This window comes from Candidatus Limnocylindrales bacterium (genome assembly GCA_035559535.1).
Classification (GTDB): Bacteria; Moduliflexota; Moduliflexia; order Moduliflexales; family JAUQPW01; genus JAUQPW01.
On sequence record DATMBG010000026.1, the window covers coordinates 51,814 to 71,797 of the forward strand.

15 protein-coding genes are annotated in these 19,984 nt (G+C 43.5%); 6 read left to right on the top strand and 9 right to left on the bottom strand.

Translation table 11 applies throughout. The annotated features are described in order from the left end of the window. The first annotated feature begins 55 nt into the window (after positions 1-55). From VNM22_08930 to VNM22_08945, 4 genes are all read left to right on the top strand, one after another. Positions 56-1,318 (top strand): TolC family protein, encoded by a 1,263-nt coding sequence (locus tag VNM22_08930; GenBank protein ID HWP47270.1) that lies wholly within the window; start codon positions 56-58, stop codon positions 1,316-1,318. Between the two features lie 40 nt (positions 1,319-1,358). After that, positions 1,359-3,056 (top strand): phosphatidylglycerol lysyltransferase domain-containing protein, encoded by a 1,698-nt coding sequence (locus tag VNM22_08935; GenBank protein ID HWP47271.1) that lies wholly within the window; start codon positions 1,359-1,361, stop codon positions 3,054-3,056. A gap of 164 nt (positions 3,057-3,220) precedes the next feature. After that, the gene (locus VNM22_08940; protein ID HWP47272.1) at positions 3,221-3,919 is read left to right on the top strand and encodes an AcvB/VirJ family lysyl-phosphatidylglycerol hydrolase; all 699 of its coding nucleotides are present in this window, start codon (positions 3,221-3,223) and stop codon (positions 3,917-3,919) included. A 112-nt stretch (positions 3,920-4,031) separates the two neighbouring features. Further along, positions 4,032-5,207 (top strand): tetratricopeptide repeat protein, encoded by a 1,176-nt coding sequence (locus VNM22_08945; GenBank protein HWP47273.1) that lies wholly within the window; start codon positions 4,032-4,034, stop codon positions 5,205-5,207. Between the two features lie 46 nt (positions 5,208-5,253). On the opposite strand, the gene VNM22_08950 is transcribed toward VNM22_08945, so the two are convergent. Both VNM22_08950 and VNM22_08955 read right to left on the bottom strand, forming a co-directional pair. Further along, positions 5,254-6,543, bottom strand: a complete 1,290-nt coding sequence (locus tag VNM22_08950) for a DegT/DnrJ/EryC1/StrS aminotransferase family protein (GenBank protein ID HWP47274.1) — start codon at positions 6,541-6,543, stop codon at positions 5,254-5,256. 56 nt (positions 6,544-6,599) lie between these two features. Beyond that, positions 6,600-8,003 carry a radical SAM protein gene (locus tag VNM22_08955; GenBank protein ID HWP47275.1) on the bottom strand — a complete coding sequence of 468 codons (1,404 nt, stop codon included), beginning with the start codon at positions 8,001-8,003 and terminating at the stop codon, positions 6,600-6,602. Between the two features lie 612 nt (positions 8,004-8,615). On the opposite strand from VNM22_08955, the gene VNM22_08960 reads away from it, so the two are divergent. Next, complete coding sequence (locus VNM22_08960; protein ID HWP47276.1) at positions 8,616-9,701, top strand: lysylphosphatidylglycerol synthase transmembrane domain-containing protein; 1,086 nt, start codon at positions 8,616-8,618, stop codon at positions 9,699-9,701. 436 nt (positions 9,702-10,137) lie between these two features. Beyond that, complete coding sequence (locus VNM22_08965) at positions 10,138-10,740, top strand: DedA family protein (GenBank protein HWP47277.1); 603 nt, start codon at positions 10,138-10,140, stop codon at positions 10,738-10,740. Positions 10,741-10,748: 8 nt separating this feature from the next. Here VNM22_08965 and VNM22_08970 read toward each other — a convergent pair whose 3' ends face one another. The 7 genes from VNM22_08970 to VNM22_09000 form a co-directional block, all read right to left on the bottom strand. Then, positions 10,749-12,248 (bottom strand): methyltransferase domain-containing protein, encoded by a 1,500-nt coding sequence (locus VNM22_08970; GenBank protein ID HWP47278.1) that lies wholly within the window; start codon positions 12,246-12,248, stop codon positions 10,749-10,751. Further along, positions 12,248-13,021 carry a glycosyltransferase family 2 protein gene (locus VNM22_08975; protein ID HWP47279.1) on the bottom strand — a complete coding sequence of 258 codons (774 nt, stop codon included), beginning with the start codon at positions 13,019-13,021 and terminating at the stop codon, positions 12,248-12,250. The genes VNM22_08970 and VNM22_08975 overlap by 1 nt, the downstream gene beginning before the upstream one ends. Then, positions 13,014-13,751, bottom strand: a complete 738-nt coding sequence (locus VNM22_08980; GenBank protein ID HWP47280.1) for a class I SAM-dependent methyltransferase — start codon at positions 13,749-13,751, stop codon at positions 13,014-13,016. The genes VNM22_08975 and VNM22_08980 overlap by 8 nt, the downstream gene beginning before the upstream one ends. Positions 13,752-13,936: 185 nt before the next feature. Then, positions 13,937-15,232 (bottom strand): ABC transporter ATP-binding protein, encoded by a 1,296-nt coding sequence (locus VNM22_08985; protein HWP47281.1) that lies wholly within the window; start codon positions 15,230-15,232, stop codon positions 13,937-13,939. A gap of 92 nt (positions 15,233-15,324) precedes the next feature. Next, on the bottom strand, positions 15,325-16,056 hold the full coding sequence (locus tag VNM22_08990; GenBank protein HWP47282.1) for an ABC transporter permease: 732 nt from the start codon (positions 16,054-16,056) through the stop codon (positions 15,325-15,327). A 641-nt stretch (positions 16,057-16,697) separates the two neighbouring features. Continuing rightward, positions 16,698-18,752, bottom strand: coding sequence for a hypothetical protein (locus tag VNM22_08995; protein ID HWP47283.1), 2,055 nt, complete (start codon positions 18,750-18,752; stop codon positions 16,698-16,700). After that, the gene (locus VNM22_09000; protein HWP47284.1) at positions 18,749-19,927 is read right to left on the bottom strand and encodes a tetratricopeptide repeat protein; all 1,179 of its coding nucleotides are present in this window, start codon (positions 19,925-19,927) and stop codon (positions 18,749-18,751) included. Before VNM22_09000 ends, VNM22_08995 begins: the two co-directional genes overlap by 4 nt. Between the last annotated feature and the right edge of the window lie 57 nt (positions 19,928-19,984).

Consider the following 19,984-nt stretch of genomic DNA (forward strand, 5'->3'; position numbering starts at 1 on the left):
TACCGGGGACTACGATGATTTTTACTTCGTAGTTTTTGGGGATTTATGAATTCTGTTGAAGGAACTGATAGGATTTCTATTTATTCTGGCTCTTGAAGTAGGGGGTGTGATACCCGGGTTTGCCCAAACCCCTAAATCCCAGGCCCCCATTCATCAAATCACACTAGATGAAGCGGTAGGGTTGCTCCTGGAAAACAATCCCAATCTTATGAGTGGGAAACTTAGGATTCAGATAGCTCAAACCAAGGAAATTACCGCTGGGCTGCGACCGAACCCGGTCTTCAGTAATACAAATGATGTTCTTTCGCCTGTCAAAGAGTATACCGCTGTTATCAGCCAACTTCTGGAAAGAGGAGGTAAGCGTCAATTACGGATTCAAAGTGCCCGGCTAGAAACTCAGATAGCAGAAGCCGATTTTGCCGATCGTGTGCGTTTACTCACCTTTGAGGTAAAAAAGGCCTTTATCCAACTTTTACTGGCGAAGTTAAATCGGGAATTAGCCCAAAAGAACTTGATGGCCTTCCAGGAAATTATCAGGCTCAATATGTTACGGTTTCAAAAAGGAGATATCTCGGGAAGCGATCTTAAGAAGATAACCCTGGAACAATTAAAATTTCAGAATGATTTGAATGTTGCCACCTTACAGTTAACTCAGGCCCGGGTAGCCTTATGGAATCTTCTCTATACCCCCAGGCTTAGCAAAGATTTTGAGGTAAAAGGGGATCTTAAATTTAAAAATGTTCAACTAGCCCTGAACGACTTAATCGATGCAGCTTTTCACCATCGACCCGATTGGATTTCAGCTCTCAAAGCCACTGAAAAAGCTGAAACCGATGCCCGGCTGGCAGTAGCCAATGGTAAAGTAGATATCACGGCTGAGATAGATTATAAACGAACAGGCCCTGATAATACGGGCATCTTCGGATTTAGTGTTCCTCTCCCTCTGTTTAACCGAAATCAGGGAGAGATCCAAGGTTCCAGGTTGGAGGTTCAGCGAAGTAAGATCACTTTAGAAGCTTTAAAATCACAAATCATGAGTGAGGTTGAAAACGCCTTCGAATCTTTTAAAAGTACCCGTGAAACTGTACTTCTTTATGAGGTTGGAACGTCTGGTACAGAAGGATATCTGAAACAGGCCGAAAGTTTAAGAGAGATAGCCCAATTTGCCTATAGTCAAGGAGAGACTTCGCTGTTGGATCTCCTGGATGCTGAACGAACCTATCGAGATACCCAGTTAAATTATCATCAAGCGTTAGCTGATTACCTGATCAGTCTTTATCAGATTAATCTCTCAGTTGGTAAAGAGGTTGTTCAGTAAAGTCTTGAACTCTGGCCAATGGGAGATAAGATTATTCTCCATGATGAAAAAGCGACGTGTCTTGGTCTGGATAGTTGCGGGGGTTACTTTTGGAAGTGGATTGGTAAATCTCTTTTCTCTCATACGTCCAGGCCTATCCCTGCGTGCTGGCTGGTTCGTAGAGATTTTTCCACTGGAATTTCTCCATCTTTCTGCCTTTCTGACCTTGTTGATTGGCTTTGCCCTTGTTATCTCTTCTATTAACATTTATAAACGAAAGAAAAGGGCCTTTCAAAGCGTGTTTTTGTTAGCGTGCCTGTCCATCATCTTCCATTTAACCCAAGGACTTGATTATGAAGATGTGCTATCCTCCATGGTTTTGCTGATTTTGCTGGTTCTAGTCCGAAAAAGTTTTACTGTAAAAAGTAGTATTCCAGACTTGCGTTTAGAATTGATCCGTTTAGGAATAGCTGTTACCGTGGCGATTAGCTATGGGATGGCCGGGTTTTGGTTTCTTGATGAGAAAGAGTTTCATATCAACTTTACCCTCCGCAATTCCATCTACGAAACCTTCCTATTCCTCTCTCTGGTTGGGGATCCACAAGTTGTACCCCACACACGCTACGCTCACTGGTTCGTGAATTCTCTTTATATGATGACTATGACTACCGTGGGTTATTGTATTTTCGTACTATTTCGACCGGTCCTTTATCAATTTAGAACTCATCCCCAGGAGCGTGCCATGGCAACAGAGATCGTACTCAAATGGGGCCGTTCGGCACTGGATTATTTTAAACTTTGGCCGGATAAATCTTACTTTTTTTCACCTTCTCAAAGGTGTTTTCTTGCTTACCGCGTTGGAGGAAATTTCGCCGTGGTATTGGGAGATCCTGTAGGGCCTGAAGAGGAAATAGAAGATACAATTCGTACCTTTATGGAATTTTGCCAGGAGAATGATTGGGGACTTGGATTCCACCAAACCTTACCCGATTTTCTCCCTATCTATCAAAAATTAGGTTTTAAAAAACTGAAAATTGGGGATAGTGCTATCGTAGATCTAAAACGGTTCAGCCTTCAGGGAAAAGCTATGAAGAAAATTCGGCATTATACCAATCAACTGGAAAAGTCTGGAATTCAAGCTCTTTACTACAAACCCCCCATTCCTGAGGAAATTCTTTTACAAGTAAAGGAGGTCTCTGATGAATGGTTGCAGGTTCCGGGACGTCGGGAGCGCGGATTTACGTTGGGGAGGTTCGAACCGAACTATATTCGATCTACTCCCCTGTTTGTAGCCATCGACCAAAACGGTCAGATTCTGGCGTTTGCAAATATAGTTCCTTCCTATTGCAAGGGAGAAGCGACTATTGACCTTATGAGACATCGTAGGGGAGTTCCCAATGGAATCATGGACTATCTCTTTGTAAAGCTTTTTTTATACAATCAAGAAAAAGGATACCAACGTTTTGACTTAGGGATGGCTCCTATGTCTGGATTTCAAGAAAATGAACAAGCTTCAAGGGAAGAGAAAGCCATTCACTATTTTTTTCAGCACCTGAACTTCCTCTTCAGCTATATTGGGTTACGGCAATATAAAGCAAAATTCGTGAGTTTTTGGGAGCCGCGCTATGTGGTTTATCGAAATCCTTTCGATTTACCGCGGTTAGCTATTGCTTTGAGCAAAGTCTCTGAGTTGAAGAGAGGGTATTTCACGAGTTCTGGCTTTACGTTTTCTTTGAATCCACTCGCCAGAGGTCTCTAGATGCCCTTTGCTTTTTCTGTATGATATTTATTCATAGTGAAAATAATTATGAAAGTAGATCAATTCTACAGAGGTGTCTTTACCGGTCATACCTTTGTAGTATTCTGATAGGAGTTTTATTTCCTGCTCTTCTGTTCGCCCAGACCCCCTTCGCAGGAAAAAATGTGCTCATTCTTCGAGGGCAGCCACAGTATATTTATTTATATCCTGCTCGGGGAGAGCCTAAAAGTTCAAATTCTAAAATTCTATTTGCCCCTGGAGATGGAGGATGGCGGGGCTATGCCATCGAGCTTGCTCAGGTTATGGCCTCTGGGGGATACGATGTGTATGGGCTGGATACTAAACATTACCTGAAAAGTTTTACCGGTAAAACAACCTTAAAAGAAACAGACGTTATGTCAGATTTCCGGCAAATTGCAGAATGGATGGTCCAGGGAGCGAATAAACGGGTTACTCTGGTTGGCTGGTCCGAAGGAGCCGGACTATGTTTGCTGGCAGCGGCTTCGGAAGAAAACAAAAAGATATTCAAGGGTCTGATTACTATCGGCCTGGCAGAAACCAGTGCCTTAGGCTGGCGATGGGTAGATAACCTTACGTACCTTACCAAAAAAGATCCCAGGGAGCCGCTGTTTTGGAGTGTTGATTTTTTGCCTCGAGTTGCTCCACTTCCTTTGCTAATGATCCATGCCACTCAAGATGAATGGGTTTCTCCGGAAACAGCCCGGCGGATGTTTGATACCGGGCAAGAACCGAAGCGGTTTATATTAATTAAAGCTCGAAATCATCGTTTTGATGGCAATAGAGAGGAATTCTTTCGTTTATTGCAGGAAGGATTGCAATGGGTCAACCCAGCAGGTCATTGACTGCTATCTTTTACAGGCTCGTCTTTTTATATATAAACATAGATTGGATAGAAGAGATCAAGCCCTCATCAAAAGTAGGGGCGTACGGCCGTACGCCCGTACAAGGTATGAAATGGAAAAAAACTTAAGAGGTTTTTTATTCGCTTTGCTTGTAGTTCAGGTTTTGTTCATTACTCAACAAACCTTTCCCCAGGAAGCTTATAAAAATAGCGTGTTAGAGGAGGTTAATGATCCGGACCTTCGTCAGGGAGTTGGAGAGTATCAGCGCTATAACTTTCAGCAGGCCCTAGAAAACTTTGAACGGTTCATCCAAAAACACCCGGAAAGTCTTTTAGGCTATTTTTTACAGGCGGAGACCTACTGGTCGATATTTATCAATAAGCGGGAGAATACAGAAGCCGAGAAACATTTCATTGAATTGAGCCAGAAGGTTATTAAAATGGGGGAAGCGCGTTTAAAGAGGAACAAAAATGATACCGACACCCTGCTTATCTTAGCCAGCTTGTATGGCCGTTGGGGATTGCTGGAAGGTTCTTATAACCATCGATGGGAAGCCATAGTGCGATCTATGAAGGCCAGGGCCTACTTCGAGAAAGTCGTGGAGATCAACCCGGAAATTTATGATGCCTATCTGGGATTAGGCCTTTATGATTATTTCACGGCTACCTTCCCGGGCTATATTCGAGTCTTCAGTAAGGTTTTGTTTGGTTTGTATGGGGGTCAGGAAAAAGGCCTCAAGGAATTGCAACTTGCCATGGAAAAGGGAACCTATGGTAGGGATTTAGCCAAGTTTTTCCTGGCTTTTTTCTATGTAAGGTACGAAAATAAAGCCCCTCAGGCTTTAAACCTACTTAAGGAGTTAACGGATCAATATCCGGAAAATCTCAATTATTTAGGCCTGTTGGCCTATTGCTATAAAGAACTCAAAGATTATGACAATGCCATTCATACCTATAGAAAAATACTGGAACTGGCTGCTGCAAAAGAAGTTTATGGAGAAGAGTCCTTAAATATTACCACATACTTTTTTGGAGAGAGTTTACGATTGGCCGGAAAATATGAAGAAGCTAAAAAATATTTCGACGCCATGGTTCATACCGATTCAACGGATAAGTATTGGGTTCTGGCCTATGCACATCTCAGCTTAGGAAAAATCTATGATACTTTCGGAGAAAGAGACAAGGCTCTGGAGTCATATCGAAATGTTCTCGCGTTGAAAGATTTTGAAGACTCCCATAAGAAAGTTGAGAGATACTTAAAAGCTCCCTATAAACCCGGTCAGGATTAGGTGTTTCAGGGATACGCTATCTCATCTCATTTGGATTTAAGGAGGCCTACGGTTTTCCAGGTCCGGTCATCGTCAGGGGAGGTAAATCGCGACTGATATCTTGAATAACCCGGAGGATTCGGCGGATATCTTGGGGTTGGAGTCCCGAGTAAACGGGCAATTGTAGGGTTCCTTCGGTTGATTCGGCATGGGGACACGGGGAGGTGTAAGGAGCAAATAGCTCCAAGCGGGTACATATGTCCACATGCATGATTTCCATATCTATACCACGGCGGATTGCGCGACGGCTTAAGGTAATGGGATCTGAGGTGCGTATGCAATATTGGTAATAAACCGGCGAGGTATAAGGAAGGGTCTGGGGTGGCAAAATCGATTGGATTTCTTTCAAGCCTTCCGTCAATCGGCGGGCATGTTCTTGACTCTTTGCATTCAATTTATCAATTACTTCCAGTACTTTCAGTCCGATGACGGCCTGGGCATTACTATAACGTCGTCGATAGGCTGAAGGTAGCGGATCCAGGGGTCGAATTTTTTCCCAAATGTAACGTGTTAAATCATGGTGTCCGAAGAAGGAGGCAATGTAAAAAGCCGGAAAAAGACTGAAAGTAAACCCATAGGGGCTGATGAAAGCCCGTTGAAGATATCCGGAGAACAGTTTCGATATAACCTCCCTGGTTGAAGGCCAGGGTTCTGCTTCGGCCAGTTGCCGAATTCGTTCGGCCAGCCGGTCATCGTTAGTGATGGCCATTCCTCCCCCGTAAGTATTCAATCCTTTGAGCATTTGAAAGCTAAAGAAAGCAGCATGACCAAATGTTCCAGTTTTAGATCCTCGATAGGTAGCTCCAATGGCATGGGCGCAATCCTCGATGACATAAAGTCCATGCTGTTTTGCAATGGCTAAGATAGGGTCCATATCGCAGGGTTGTCCGTAGAGATGAGTCGGTACGATGATTCGTGTTCGCTCGGTTATTACGGTCGAAAGAGCCTGAGGGTCCAAATTGTAGGTATAAGGATCAATATCGACGAATACAGGCCGTAATCCTGCCACCCGTGCCATTTCAGGAATAACCCAAAACGTCAGGGCAGGGAAGATAATTTCGGAGCCGGGGGGCAGGTCCAACGCCCGAAGGATATAATAAAAGGCCATACGTCCGTATGAAGCCGTGATAGCATGGCGAACACCATGATAAGCAGCAAACTTCTCTTCAAATTGTCGAATGGCGGGGCCCTGAACCCCCTGACCCCTCAAAAATGTTTTAAGTAAAGCCTGAGTGGTTCCGGGGACCTGCCGGGCGCCATAACGTGCGATAGTTCGAATCATATTCTCTTTGTCCATTGTCCATGGGCCTTCAGGATTTGTCAAGTATAAAGAACCCTGGACAATGGACGGTATCAGCTAATCGCTTTAGGCTCCTGAGAGGTAAAATAAGCCATTTCAATCTCACGTTGACGCCGTTGGGCATACGCATCCCAGCGTTGGACCCATTTGGCAAAACAATTTGGAAGCCCCAGATAATTCCATCCCCAGGAGGGTCGGATATAGAACCGGCTATAGGCGGTCGTAAGCATAAATAGAAGTTGTTCATGGGTTAGGTTAGGGTGTTTAAAAGTAGGAGTATAGCCATCGAATTTCTCTAAATCAGTTTCGGTAATAAGAGACTCCATGCGTTTACGAAGAGGGGTTCCGGGGTAAGGGGTCAGAATCTTAAACAGGGCCATCGTACTATTTAAATCGATGGAATAATCAATGGTAGCCTGGATACTTTCTATGGTATCGGTTAAGAACCCTATTACATAGAACCCCACCGTCATGATTCCTTTTTTACTACAATAAGAGATGATGTCCTTTTGGTGTTCCGGAGGGATAGGTCTTCGGCCAACGCGCTTGAGGGTATTGGAATCGACCGACTCTACTCCAAAGGTTAGAGCACGCAATCCGGCTCTATAGAGGAGATCAATCAACTCTTTATCTAAACTATCCAGTCTGGTCTCACACTCAAATCGGACCGGAAGGTTCTTGCGGATGATTCCTTCGGCAATCGCCATACTCCGGTCTCTTTCCTCTGTAAAGAGAGGATCCCGGAAGACCAGGAAAACTCTACCGTATTGACGGCAAATCTGCTCAATCTCTTCAAGCACATTTTGGGGACTACGGGCCCGATAAACTGCCGTAATACGATGAGGACAATACGTACAGAACTCCGGACAACTTCGGCTGGATAGTAAAGGAAAAACCGATCGCATGGAGAAGAGGGAATGACCTACGGCATGGCCGAATCTTCTTCGGTACACTAAATCCCATCGAGGAAACGGTAAAGAATCCAGATCCTGGATGGTCGAACTGACAACGGGACCCTTCAAGATTTCGCCCTGGGCTAACCGCAGGGCAGCATGCTCGGGTTCTCCTTTAATGATGAAATCCCCATGACCGGCTAATACTTCTGGGACATGGGTTGCAAAAGTCCCAAAAAATCCAACCTGCATTCCATATCTTCGCCTGGCTTCTTCCGCCCATTGAATCTCATGTCGAAAATCTACAATTGAGGTTAAGACCAGGGCCAGATCTCCCGGTATCCACTTGTTATCCGTTACATAAACCTCGTGTCCGGCCTGGGCAAAAATAGCAGCCAGATAACCGAGTTGAATACTGGGCAAATTCCGATAAAGCTTCCGCATCCGTTCCACCACACGAGTCGTCCATGAAATACCCCGAAACCGGGACCCATAACCCCCGGCAATAGTATCTTTACTGACCACTCCGTTTTGTCCTTTTAAATCTGCCAAGACTACTCGCATAAATCCCTCCCCATTTCCAGTATATAGTATTCTCGAGAATACCTTCAAAAGTACTCCATAACCACTTCTTTATAAGCCCATTAACACATTGAAAAATGAACTAACCTATATTTCCGCAAATCCTATACCATATTTCAGATAACTACCTATGAAGGGATAAGAACTTCGGAAAGAGCATGTCTGGTAAGCTTTTTGAATCATTATAAATCTTAAAAAGATTTTTTTAATTTTCTCGGAGATACCTTAAAAAAGGTAAACTTTTTTGTTCTACCTTAAATCGGGTATATCTTCCCGGATTTATGAAGTAGCCGGAGAGAAAACCAGATTAGGCAGGATAAGGTATCATTGATGTCCAGTTGGATCTTATAAAAAGGATCCAACAGGACCTAACCCGTTGGGAGGATCGACCGATTGCCTGTACTTTCTTGCCAGGAATTGCCCCTCTTCCGTTGCTGATGATCTATCGAGTCGAGATAAATATATTTTAGAAACGGCCAGACAACTATTCTCTATGGCCTTGGAACCGAAACGCTTTGCCTTAATTGAGGCTTGAAATCATGGTTTTGACGGCTATATAGAGGAATTTTTCTATGTACTATATGAAGGACTACCATGGATAGCCAAAATAACCCGTTGAACCCAGCTTTTATTTCACTGGTAAGACCTACTTTACAACTGATAAAACAGGCCTCAGGATACTTATTTGCTTTCGTCTGTTTGGTATGGGTTCTTCGGGGTTTCCGATTTAACGAATTTCTGAAAAGTATTCCCACCATTCGGTGGAGATGGGTCCTATTGGCCATTATGCTGGATATCCTCAGTTACCTCTGTCAGGGTTTACGTTGGCAATTTCTTCTCCGACCTGTAGGGACTTTATCGATTTGGCAGGCCACTCAAGCTATTTATACAGGTCTGTTCATAAATGAAATTCTACCAATGCGCTTGGGTGAACTGGTTCGTGCTTATCTTGTTTCTCGTTGGCTTTCCGTTGTATTTAGCTCTGTAATTCCTTCTCTGGTTATGGAGCGTTTATTAGATGGGATTTGGTTGATAATAACCCTGGGCCTGATGACTATTTTTGTTCCACTGCCTAAAGACCTTTTAGAAACCGCTGGTTTGTCAGCAATGTTGGTCTTGACAGTTATAAGCCCGTTCATCTATGTCATCTTCCGTAAAAGCGCTAAAACTCCCACAGACAAAGATCGAAAAATATCTTCAAATTTGTCGGTGAATACCCTCTCCTTACGCTGCTTAATAACATCCTTTCTTGGAAATTTAATCCATGGGCTTCAAAACATCGGTTTATCACGCTTTTTTTATTTAGCCCTTAGCCTTTCTTTTTTGGTCCTCTCCCTACAAGCCCTGGTCTTTTGGTTGGTTATGTGGGCTTATGGATTAAGGCTACCTTTTTGGGTGGGAGCGGCAGTTTTTCTTATTGTCCATCTGGGAACTGCTATTCCAACTGCTCCTGCTAACGTAGGAACTTATCAATTCTTTTGTATGGTAGGTCTTACCCTCTTTGGGGTTGAAAAACCCCTGGCAGCAGGTTTCTCCATGGTCGTTTTCATCCTTTTAACCGGTCCAATATGGATAATTGGCTTTTTGGCCATGAGTTATAGTGGAACTACATGGAGAACACTTCGAAAAGAAATTAATAAGTTACCCTATAATAGAGAAAACCAGGTAAGCTCTGAGTAGATATACTCTGCCAGTTTCAGTAATGTGAGGTAAAGATCGGCTTTACCTCTTATCTTATAGGGAAAACTGACTATCGTTCCCTGTCTTCCCCATGTAATCCCATTTTTACGTTGAAACATCGCATAAACTGCAGGAGTAGCCTCTTACGGCTGCCCCGTTTAAGGGCGATTCTAGGTGATCACCCTGCAGATTATACGACATTTCCATTTAGTTAGATTTAGTATAAGATGAAACTTTTTTGAGTGAACAAAAAGAAAGGTTGAATTCCTTTCTAATCAAGGCTAAAAACTCTCTATATTGTCAAGGTAAGGCAAATGTTATAAATTAGTTTAATAACTCTATTAATCACGTGAGAACCCAATAATCCTTTAAATGAGGGCAGATAAAGACCGGGTTTTTCAACTGTCCTCTAGAATCTTAAAATAAAAGGCCTATCTTGAGTGGATTAGAAAAGATTTTAGTGGGTTACTTTGAACATTTTACCTACCTGGGTATTTTTACCGTTCTCCTTTTGTGCGGAATGGGAATTCCGATACCAGAAGATATTGTTCTGATTACGAGCGGGTATTTAGTCTATACGGGATATATTCGTCTTTCTTACACAATTCTGGTCTGTCTGGTTGGAGTTGTTTTGGGGGATTTTGTCATTTATCTGATCGGAAAAAGATGGGGGGAACAAATTATTAGTCATCATCGGTTTTCCAGGGTTCTTACCAAGGAGAGGGTCTATAAAGCCAGGGAATATTTTGCTAAATATGGAACCAAGGCGGTATTTATTGCCAGGCATTTATCCGGACTTCGATTTCCTATCTACTTTACAGCCGGAATGGTTCGAATGCCGCCTGTAAAATTTGTTTTAGTAGACCTGGCCGCGGCTTTTATTACCGTCCCTTTACTTATCTCTCTCAGCTACTATCTCGGAGACCATATCGACCGGTTCATCCATATTGTTAAACAAACCGAACATGCTTTATTGGCAATTATGATGATCGTGGTATTGTTATTCATTCTAACCCGGCTCAGGAGTAAAGAAGTTTGAGAAGCCGTCTAGTGAGGTACCTCTCCCAATTCAGCCAGTATATTTTGGAGTTTTTCTTCATAGTCCCGCTTGAGGGCCAAGAGCTGAAGAGTAAATTCATCCCGAAGTCGAGCATATTCCTTTTCAAAACCCTGAGGCGCAAAGCTATAAGTTCTGAATCGTAAACAGCCGACGGCAGGCTTGCCGTTTTCATATCGTATTCCAGAAGGCGTGACAGGAGTTGGAGTGTACCAAAGAGTTAAGGCATTCTCAGGATCGGTTGTAGAGGACTCCAAAGAAAAATAATAGAACTTACCCTGTGAATCCACCAGGGGTGGAAATCGGAAAGTATACCAGAAGCCATCTCGAATGAAGCGGGCATCTGCCTTGATCATCACCAGGTCTTCCTTAGCCTCCGGATCAACTTTCAGTCTAAAAGTCAGATCACAGGTATTCAGCCGGTTGTAAGCGCCGGGCATGATATCTATTCTGCATAAATTGGGCCGTGTCGCTAAAAATGACTGGCCCACGACCCGCGGATAAAGTAAACTCCCCAGGGTTGCTTCGGACTTATCCTGAACTACATCCAAAACCTCCCGTTGTTGATTTTCTTTCCTTACCTGAATTAAATCTAAAAGCAATTGGACAAGTTCCCAGTTGCTCCCTTTGGGTGGAGAATAGGGGAATGAGGGTAGAGAGGTGTGGGAGTGTGGGAGTGTGGGGGTGTGGGAGAATATACCCCCATACTCCCAGGCTTTCCCCGCCATGGAGGCAAAGTAAGTTTCAACGGATTTAAGGAGCTCTTGGTTATCTTTTTTCTTTGAAATTAACAGATGACTTCGATAGCCCGGTGCCCGATGGTCTGATTCATAAAAATGTAGATTGTAAAGTTTATTGATCATCAGGTCCAGGGGTTCAGGATCGTGAAGAGAAAGGATAAAGTGCCGAAGTATCATCATGAAAAGCCAGTTATATAAATATCCACTGGGAAAGAGGATATAATTCAGTTGTTTTTGTTTTAAAATTTCACAAACCTCTTCCAGCCGGGGCAGACCGTTTTGAAGGTGTTCGGTCAGAGGGACATTTACCCAACCTGTTTCCCGGATAATAAACTCGTAGAGCAGTTTTTCCGCTATCTGGGTACTTTCTTGATAGAAGGGAGCTCCCAGGAGTACATAATCCCCGGCGACCCGGAGAAGCTCCTCGATAAAGGTACTTCGTTCATTGGGGTGGATGTGCTCTAAAGTATCACAGGTCATTACTATCTGGAAGGAGCTATCCGGAAAGGGCAGTTGCGTACCGCTGCCTTTTACATATCCAGGCAGGGGACAATCCACAACGTCAAGAACGGTTACCTTTTCTTCTGAAAGAAAGAGAGGGGCCGGTAAAAGATCCTCACCCCTGAATCGAAAGTATCCACCCACATCTAGAATGGATAACTTTTCCGGACCTCGTTTTAAGATAGAGACGATCTCTTGAGCGTCTCGATAACGTTGATATTGATCAAAGGGAAGCTCGCGTAAATCCATTATTTTACCGGTTCATACCGTTGGGCTAAAACTTCAAATTTCTTCACGTTGATCAGCTTATATTTATGGAGGAGATATTCGACAATGAGTTTTAGAATGCCAAATCCATAGATGACGCTGCTGACAAAGCTTGCCGAAGAGGCTTCCGGGAAGTAGCGGGTAGGAACCGGAATTTCTACAATACGAAATCCGTTGTGGACGGCTTGAAAAATGATCTCTTGATCGAACACGAATTTATCTGAGTTGAGTTGAAAGGGAAGAGAAGCTAAAAGTTTATGGCTGTAGGCTCGATAACCCGTATGATATTCGGCAAACTTTTTTCCCAAGACCAGGTTTTCCAGTTTAGTCAGCACTTTATTTCCGATATACTTCCACCAGGGCATTCCCGACTTGAGGGCATTATCTATCAAAAGCCGGGACCCTAGAACCATATCCGCTTTTCCCTCCTCAATGGGCTTTATCATTTCCGGTATCAATTTAGGATCATATTGATAGTCGGGATGGAGCATGACGATGATATCGGCACCGTCCTTCAAAGCTTCAATATAACAGGTTTTTTGATTAGCTCCATATCCATAGTTTTTCTTATGGGCAAAGACCTTAAGGTTAAGCTCTTTAGCTAAATTAATTGTACGATCGGTACTGCCATCATCTACCAAAATAATCGAGCTTACCTTCTCCATGGGAATATCCGAATAGGTATTCCTTAAGGTTTTTTCTGCGTTATAGGCAGGCATAACCACTACAACTTTTTTTTCTTTTACTTCAAGCATATATCCCCCCTTTAGACCCAACTACAAGCATCTGGTCTCCTAAGTTGATATGGAGTGGAATCTTAGAAAGAATCGAGCTTTCAATGAAAGGTTTATATCGTTCTCCGACCACTTTGTAAGCCCAATGGCTCAGATTAAAGGTTCTTCCGATGCTCATCTGCTTTTTTACTGTAAATCCGGTCTGCTCCAGCAGTAATTTCAGGGTCTTTCTGGAGAAATAAAATAAATGCTCAGGAATAATACACCACCATCTGCTTTTGAAAATTCTGGCCATGAGGCTTCCAATATCCGGAGTCAGGATGACGATTTGACCTTCCGGTTTGAGAAGTCGGTGGATTATTTCTAAATTACGTCTTGGGTTAGAGAAATGTTCAATCACATCCAGCAGGGTGATCACGTCAAAATAATTTTCCCGAACGGGATAATCTTCCAGACTTCCACAAAAGATATTTTTGAAACCCAACCGGGCTTCGATATACTCCACCGCCCATTTAGAAGGTTCAATTCCGTAGATATCATAACCCATTTCCTTTGCGGCACAAAGGAGAATCCCCGTGGAGCATCCCACATCCAAAAGTTTTTTACTGGCTCCATCCTGAGATAAGAGGTCTAAGATCCGTTTTGCATTGCCTACCCGGTTCTTAAATTCCCGCAGGTACTGGTCATCTTGACCCAACACATACCAATCTAAAATCTCTGACCTGTCCAGGTTGACTTCCTGGAAAATCAAACCACACCCTTCACACCGGAAAATGTTCTTTTGTACTCCGGAACTCCGGGTAATTTTATAGTACCCCGGGGGTCTATGGGGAAAGGTCACAGGCTGTTTTTGCCGCTTTTCAGGATATAAAAGACTTATTTTTTGACTACCACAAAGAATACAGGCACTTTGCATGGGAGACCCAGAATTAAGATTCAGGATTCAAGGGATTCTGGCTTTCTAGCCTCTGAATTCTGATCTCTGTAATATTCCCATCGAGCCGGAATAGAAATCAATCCGTACCTCTCGGGAGTACCTCCGGGGATAACTTTAAATTTGTGCATTCGGTCCTGGGCGTCGAAGACTTGTTGACACTCATAATCCCAAACCGATACCAGCAACCAGTAATCACCGGGTAACAGGGGAAGCCGATCAATGATATATTCTACATATCCCCGGTCTTCCAAATACTCTATCACACGATTATCAAACCTGGTATTAGGTCCGTTGATCTGGATATTATCCTTTTCAGAAATTAATGCAAGTCCAAAAACCGGTTTTTTAATTCGCCGATGGGCGACATAGTAGATTCGCGCAATGAACGGATCATGGGTTTTGAACTGACAGGTCTCGTTTCTTTCTTTATCCAGGAAAGTAACCCGGGTAATTTCGATTTCTCCCGAACCCCATCTTTTCCCCATCTGGGGCGATGGGTCATCTCTCTGTAGTTCTCCATTGCTGGACGGACCGGTACCTTGTTTTACATCCTCTGAGCGGTCAGGTTTTTTAAGGATTTCAACGTAACGGGCAATAACTTCCCGGGTATTTCCCTGGGCTATAAGCTCTCCTTTATGTAAGAGAAGGGCCCTATCGCAGAAGGTGGAAAGGATATGGAGATCGTGGGATACCAGAATAATGGTTTTCCCCTTATTTTTAAAATCCTGGATTCGCTTAAAACACTCCTGCTGGAAAGGTAAATCTCCAACGGCCAGGATTTCATCTACCAATAAGATATCCGGATCTACATGGATCGATATGGAAAAAGCCAGGCGCATGTACATGCCGGAAGAGTAATTTTTTACAGGCTGATCAATAAAACGCTGAAGTCCGGAGAAGGCGATAATATCCTCCAGTTTGTGATGGATCTCTTTCCGTTTAAATCCCAGAATAGAACCGTTTAAATAAATATTTTCTCGACCTGTAAGTTCTGGATTAAATCCCGCTCCCAGCTCTATCAGCGGAGCTACTTTCCCCTTCACCTCTAATTTCCCCTGATCGGGGACCAAAATCCCGGCCAACAATTGTAAAAGAGTACTCTTTCCTGATCCATTCTCACCCAGGATACCCACCGTTTCTCCTCTGTCTACTGTAAACGTGATATCCTTGAGGGCCCAAAACTCTTCAGAGATATATCGAGTTCCTTTCAAAAAGTCAATAATTTGTTCTTTGAGCCGGGATACCTTATGGTGGCGAAGGATAAATTTTTTAGAAACACCCTGTAGAGAGATCAATTCTAACTAAAGAATAGAGGCATGGGGTATGGTGGTATGGGAGTATATTCTCCCTCCCACACTTCCACACTCCCATCCTTCCACGCTTCCCCTTAAATACTTTCAGCAATTCTCACTTCGTGCTTGCTAAAAAACCAATAGCCGGACAGTAAAACTCCTAAAGACCAGAGAAACAACTGACCGATCAAAACTATATCCGGAGATCTGGCTTCTAATAAGATCTCACGATAAGCAATAACAAAAAGGGTCATGGGGTTAAATTTGAATAAAAATTTTACCTTATCTGGAACTAAGTTAAAAGGATAAGCAATAGGTGTCAACCAAAACCACATCTGCAAAAAAACTTCGATTAAGTGTTTAATATCCCGAAAATAAACGCTTAAACTGGATAAAACCAGGGTGATTCCGGTGATGAAGGTTGTTTGAAGCCCAATAATCAGGGGAAGACAAACCAGGGAGAATCCCCAGGGAATTTTAAATAAACGTAAGGCTACGAATAAAACCAGGAAGGTCAGGAGAAATTGAACCAGGTTAAATAAAACCAGAGATACGGGTAAGATTTCCCTGGGGAAGTAGATCTTTTTAATCAGGTGCCGATGATCCACCATGACATTAACGGAGGAGGAAAGGGAAAGCGTTAAAAAGGTCCAGGGAAGGAAGCCGGTCATAAAAAAAAGGGGAAAATTTTCAACCTCAATCCGAATGACATACTTAAAAGCTACGGAGTAGACCAGGAGCAGCAACAAGGGATTTAACAGGGACCAAAAAATCCCCAATATCGATCCCTTGTATTTCACCTTTAGGTCGCGGATAATCAGGTTCAAGATAAGTTCCTGATACGTGAATATTTTTCTAATCCTGGTTAAAAAACTCTTCACAGTCCCAGGATAAATTTTTCATTGGAGTTTGTCAATTTCCAATTTCGGAAAGGTATCCGTATCAATTTAGTAGGTTAAACGTCTCGTTTGACTTTAGGTAGAAAAAGAAACACCCCCTGGAGGGGGTCAGGGGGGGTGTTCAGACAGAAAAGTGATGCCTACTAAGTAGTTACAGTTACTTCAGAAAGTACCTGTATCAATTTAGCAGGTGGAGGAAGCAACATCCCCTTTCCCCATAGACACCAGAATAAGCTGAAAAGCCCCGTCAGCAACTGTGTTAAAAGTCAAAGGGCGAACAGTGGGTAGCTCCCGACGCAAGTCGGGGGATTCAATCTTTCAGAATTTTCTTCAAGCTCCGGAGGAGCGGCCTGTTAAACAGGTCGCTCCGCTGAAGCTAACCTTCTTATTCTGGTACCTATGGGGTCAGGGGGTTGGGACAATAAAAAAGATACCCTTATGAGCTTCCCTTCCCACATGCTAGAAGGACCAGGATGAGGCTGGTTCCTATCCTATAAACTTGGTCTTACGATGGGTAACAGTAAGGACAAATCCGTTGATGAGATACAGGAAGAATTAAAGAGATGGTTTCACCGCTCCCTTACCCCTTGCTCCCCCTTTCCTGAAGCTTCAGGAGAGGGGGATGGGAGGTGAGGTGGGGATGGGCTGGAAACCGGGGTATCAGATAAGGGCCGGAAAACTTTGAGCGAAATAACCAGGGAGAGGACACTGAATCCATGGATACTTAATAGGATTAGATAAAATATCCCCCTGTTTAAGGGAAAAGGTTTATTTTGTATCAAACCCTCCACAAAGGTACCAAGGGAAGATTCATACACGGTCCTGAAGGTAAGATCTCCCTTTTCTTCAACTCCATGAATCCATAAACTACCGTTTTTATAACGATCTTCGGAATGGCGCCAGGCAGTAATGGCATTTCCGGGTCTGGATTCAGGGGATTCGAGGGAGAAATAATAAGATTTTCCTTGGGAATCTGGAATTACCGGAAACCGAAAACGATGATAGGCATTGTTACGAATCTGCCAGGCGGGAAGGGTTTGTGTGAACAGGTCCGTAGGTGCATCGGGAGTTTCTTTCAGATGAAAGATTATTGGAAAGGTATTGGTTCTGGCGTAAGTAGCTAAAAATACCTCTATTCCGGTTAAGTTCTTTGCCTCTGCCCGGAAGGTTTGACCGATTTTTTTATCACCAAAGATCTCACCAACCGTTTGATCAAAGGCTAGTTGATGAGATACGACTTGAAAAGGGAAATCATAAAAGGTGGGCAAGGTATACCTCCAGAAAGTCAGCATATTAAAGGTAAGAAATCCAAGGAGAAAAACCATCGTGAAAGGACGGTATAACCTCTTCGGAACGAGCTGATAAAGGCCGAGGACTCCGAGAATTGCAAAGGCAGAGATGGCCGGAAAGAGGTAGCGACCCTGGGTAAAAATGGTAAATCCTCCACTATCCAGAAAAGTACCGAAAAAAACCAGGAAGCAAGCAAAAATCAAAATAAGCAATCCCTGTAGCTGCCAGGTTTCCATTCGGATCTTTCTCTGAAACACCCGGATCCAGAATATCATCAAACCCGTCAGGGACAGTATACAGAGTATCTGTAAACCCAGGTACCAGGGATCTGCCAGGGGGTACTTCATCCATCCGAAGGTATACCAGAAGCTTTGAAAAAGGTGAAGCAGAACCATTTTTATTTGGGGAACAGGAGGTTGAAATAGAAATTTAGAAAGGAATACCGGGATTGCATAGAGCACCGGAATGACTCTTTGAGAGAGAGTCTGGATAGCCTCGGGGAAATACCAGATCCCCAAGGCGTATAGGCCTGCCAGTAAAAGAACGACATTTACGACCTTATAAAGAGTCAGAACCCAGAATCGGAGGCCTTTATGTCTCAGATGATTCCAACTCACAAGGAGTAAAGCTATCCCGGCAAGGGGAAGGGTCATAAAAACGGTTCGCTTGGTCATTAAACCCAATAGAATGCCAAAACTTAACAAAATCAGCCTGGGCATAGAGATTCCGTCTCTGATTAAAAGGATCAGCAGGTAAATAACGCCGGTAGCCAGCAGATTGGCCAGACTATCCGGATTTACCGAGGTAGTTACCAGATCAAATTGGGGGAGCAGGCCGATAAAAGCCAGAACGGCTGCTATTCTTTCGGACTCATTTCGAAGTAATTCCCTGGCGATAAGATAGCTGAGAAGTAAGGTAACAAGTCCAAAACCCAGGGAAATCCCTCTGACCAGATAAAATTGGGTTTCTAAGCTCTTTTCACGGGCCGGGGAGAGAAGAAAAGAAACTAAAACATAGTAAAAAGGGGGAGTAATTCCGATCTGAGTTCGACTGACAAAGAGAAAAGGGATTTCTGCAAAAGAACCCGGCAGTGGGTCCGGACGGGGAATTTGAACATGTTCCCAGTAGCGATGGCGGTCCATAGACTTAATAATAGCCTGCTGAACCGAAAGGTTAGGTTGGATCTTCAGTGAAAAGGTTTTCTGATCCAGGAGGATTTTCAGGTATTCAAAATGGGTCGGCTCATCGGGATTCTGCCAGGGAGGTAGGATGACCCCATGAGCTATCCACGTTAAGAGAATCACACTAACCAGAGAAATATAAAGTACTTTCATGGATCTCGGCCATCATCTATTAATTTTTCAAGATAAACTCCGTTCATCCAAATATTTCGATCTTCGCCGGTTTGAGGGGAACCTCCATCATTATCAAACTCAAAAAAAATGCTAAATTTTTCCTTGCTTTCGACGTTTAATCTATAAATCTTATAATTTTCTTCCAGGTAAAGGGTTTCAATAAGTTTTTCATTATTGTAAACCTTTAATCTTGCAAATACCCCCTCCGCCGGAGAGCCTCTGGCCGAGATATTTAACAGGTACTTTCCCTTATCAAAAGGGAGGGTTTTGAATTTAACATTCCATAACATAACGATCTGGTTATGGGTCTGGGAATCAAATTTTCCTTGTATAGGTAATAAGCTTATTAACGATACAGGATAGATATTTTTTATATTTTTCCCGGCCAGGTCTTCTCTCAGGGGAGGTGGGAGTATTTCCCTGGCCTGTGTGTAAAAGTACTCTGCCGCGGTAAGGTCTCCAGAGGTTTTCCAGATTTTTCCAAGCTGAAAATAGACCTCTGCAAAGTCCGACTTCAAGGTCAGGCTCTTTTCAAAAGCAGCTACTGCCGCCTCCCATTCCCCGGTATAGGTATAGGCCATTCCCAGAAGGTAATACTCGTAGGGATCTTTGGGTTTAAGGTTCAGAAGTTGTCGGGTAATTCTAATGGTCTCGGGCCAGTTTTCTGTTCGTATAAAAAAGTTTCTAATTTGTTCATTGGCTGCCGGATCCTCAGGATGGGTTATTAGCCAGGAAGTATAGAAGTGTCCTGCCAGTTCCTGGAGATAAACCTGTTCGTATAGACGGCCTGTTTGCAAGTAATCTTGAGGATCGATTCCAAAAAATTGGAAAAGAAAATCCGGACGGTACCAGCCAGCCTTTGCAAAATCTCGGTAGGCCAGCTCTGAACCCTGGGTGAGTTGGAGGAAAAGTCCTTTCTGATAGTAATATCCAAAAAGAAGGATATCGGTGGCTTTTTCAAGGAAAGAAGATTGAGAGGCATGGCGAAGAAAGGGAGGGGTGTAGAAGGGAGCGTTGGCTACAAGGACCAGATAAAAAAGTAAGGGGAGAGACCCGAGAATCGGGACGCGGAAGGTGCGGGGGATGGGGGGACACGGGGACGCGGGGATGAGGGGATTATTCCTTTCTCCCTGCTTTTCCGTATCTCCTTGCATTTCTATCTTTCCCTGTCCTCCTTCTCCTGGCTTTCCAAGGATATCTTTTTTATTAAC

Excerpts from the sequence above, each read along its gene's own strand:
- VNM22_08935 (HWP47271.1), top strand. The coding sequence starts at position 1,359 with ATGATGAAAAAGCGACGTGTCTTGGTCTGGATAGTTGCGGGGGTTACT.
- VNM22_08945 (HWP47273.1), top strand. The coding sequence starts at position 4,032 with ATGGAAAAAAACTTAAGAGGTTTTTTATTCGCTTTGCTTGTAGTTCAG.
- VNM22_08950 (HWP47274.1), bottom strand. The coding sequence starts at position 6,543 with ATGGACAAAGAGAATATGATTCGAACTATCGCACGTTATGGCGCCCGG.
- VNM22_08955 (HWP47275.1), bottom strand. The coding sequence starts at position 8,003 with ATGCGAGTAGTCTTGGCAGATTTAAAAGGACAAAACGGAGTGGTCAGT.
- VNM22_08960 (HWP47276.1), top strand. The coding sequence starts at position 8,616 with ATGGATAGCCAAAATAACCCGTTGAACCCAGCTTTTATTTCACTGGTA.
- VNM22_08970 (HWP47278.1), bottom strand. The coding sequence starts at position 12,248 with ATGGATTTACGCGAGCTTCCCTTTGATCAATATCAACGTTATCGAGAC.
- VNM22_08975 (HWP47279.1), bottom strand. The coding sequence starts at position 13,021 with ATGCTTGAAGTAAAAGAAAAAAAAGTTGTAGTGGTTATGCCTGCCTAT.
- VNM22_08995 (HWP47283.1), bottom strand. The coding sequence starts at position 18,752 with ATGAAAGTACTTTATATTTCTCTGGTTAGTGTGATTCTCTTAACGTGG.
- VNM22_09000 (HWP47284.1), bottom strand. The coding sequence starts at position 19,927 with ATGCAAGGAGATACGGAAAAGCAGGGAGAAAGGAATAATCCCCTCATC.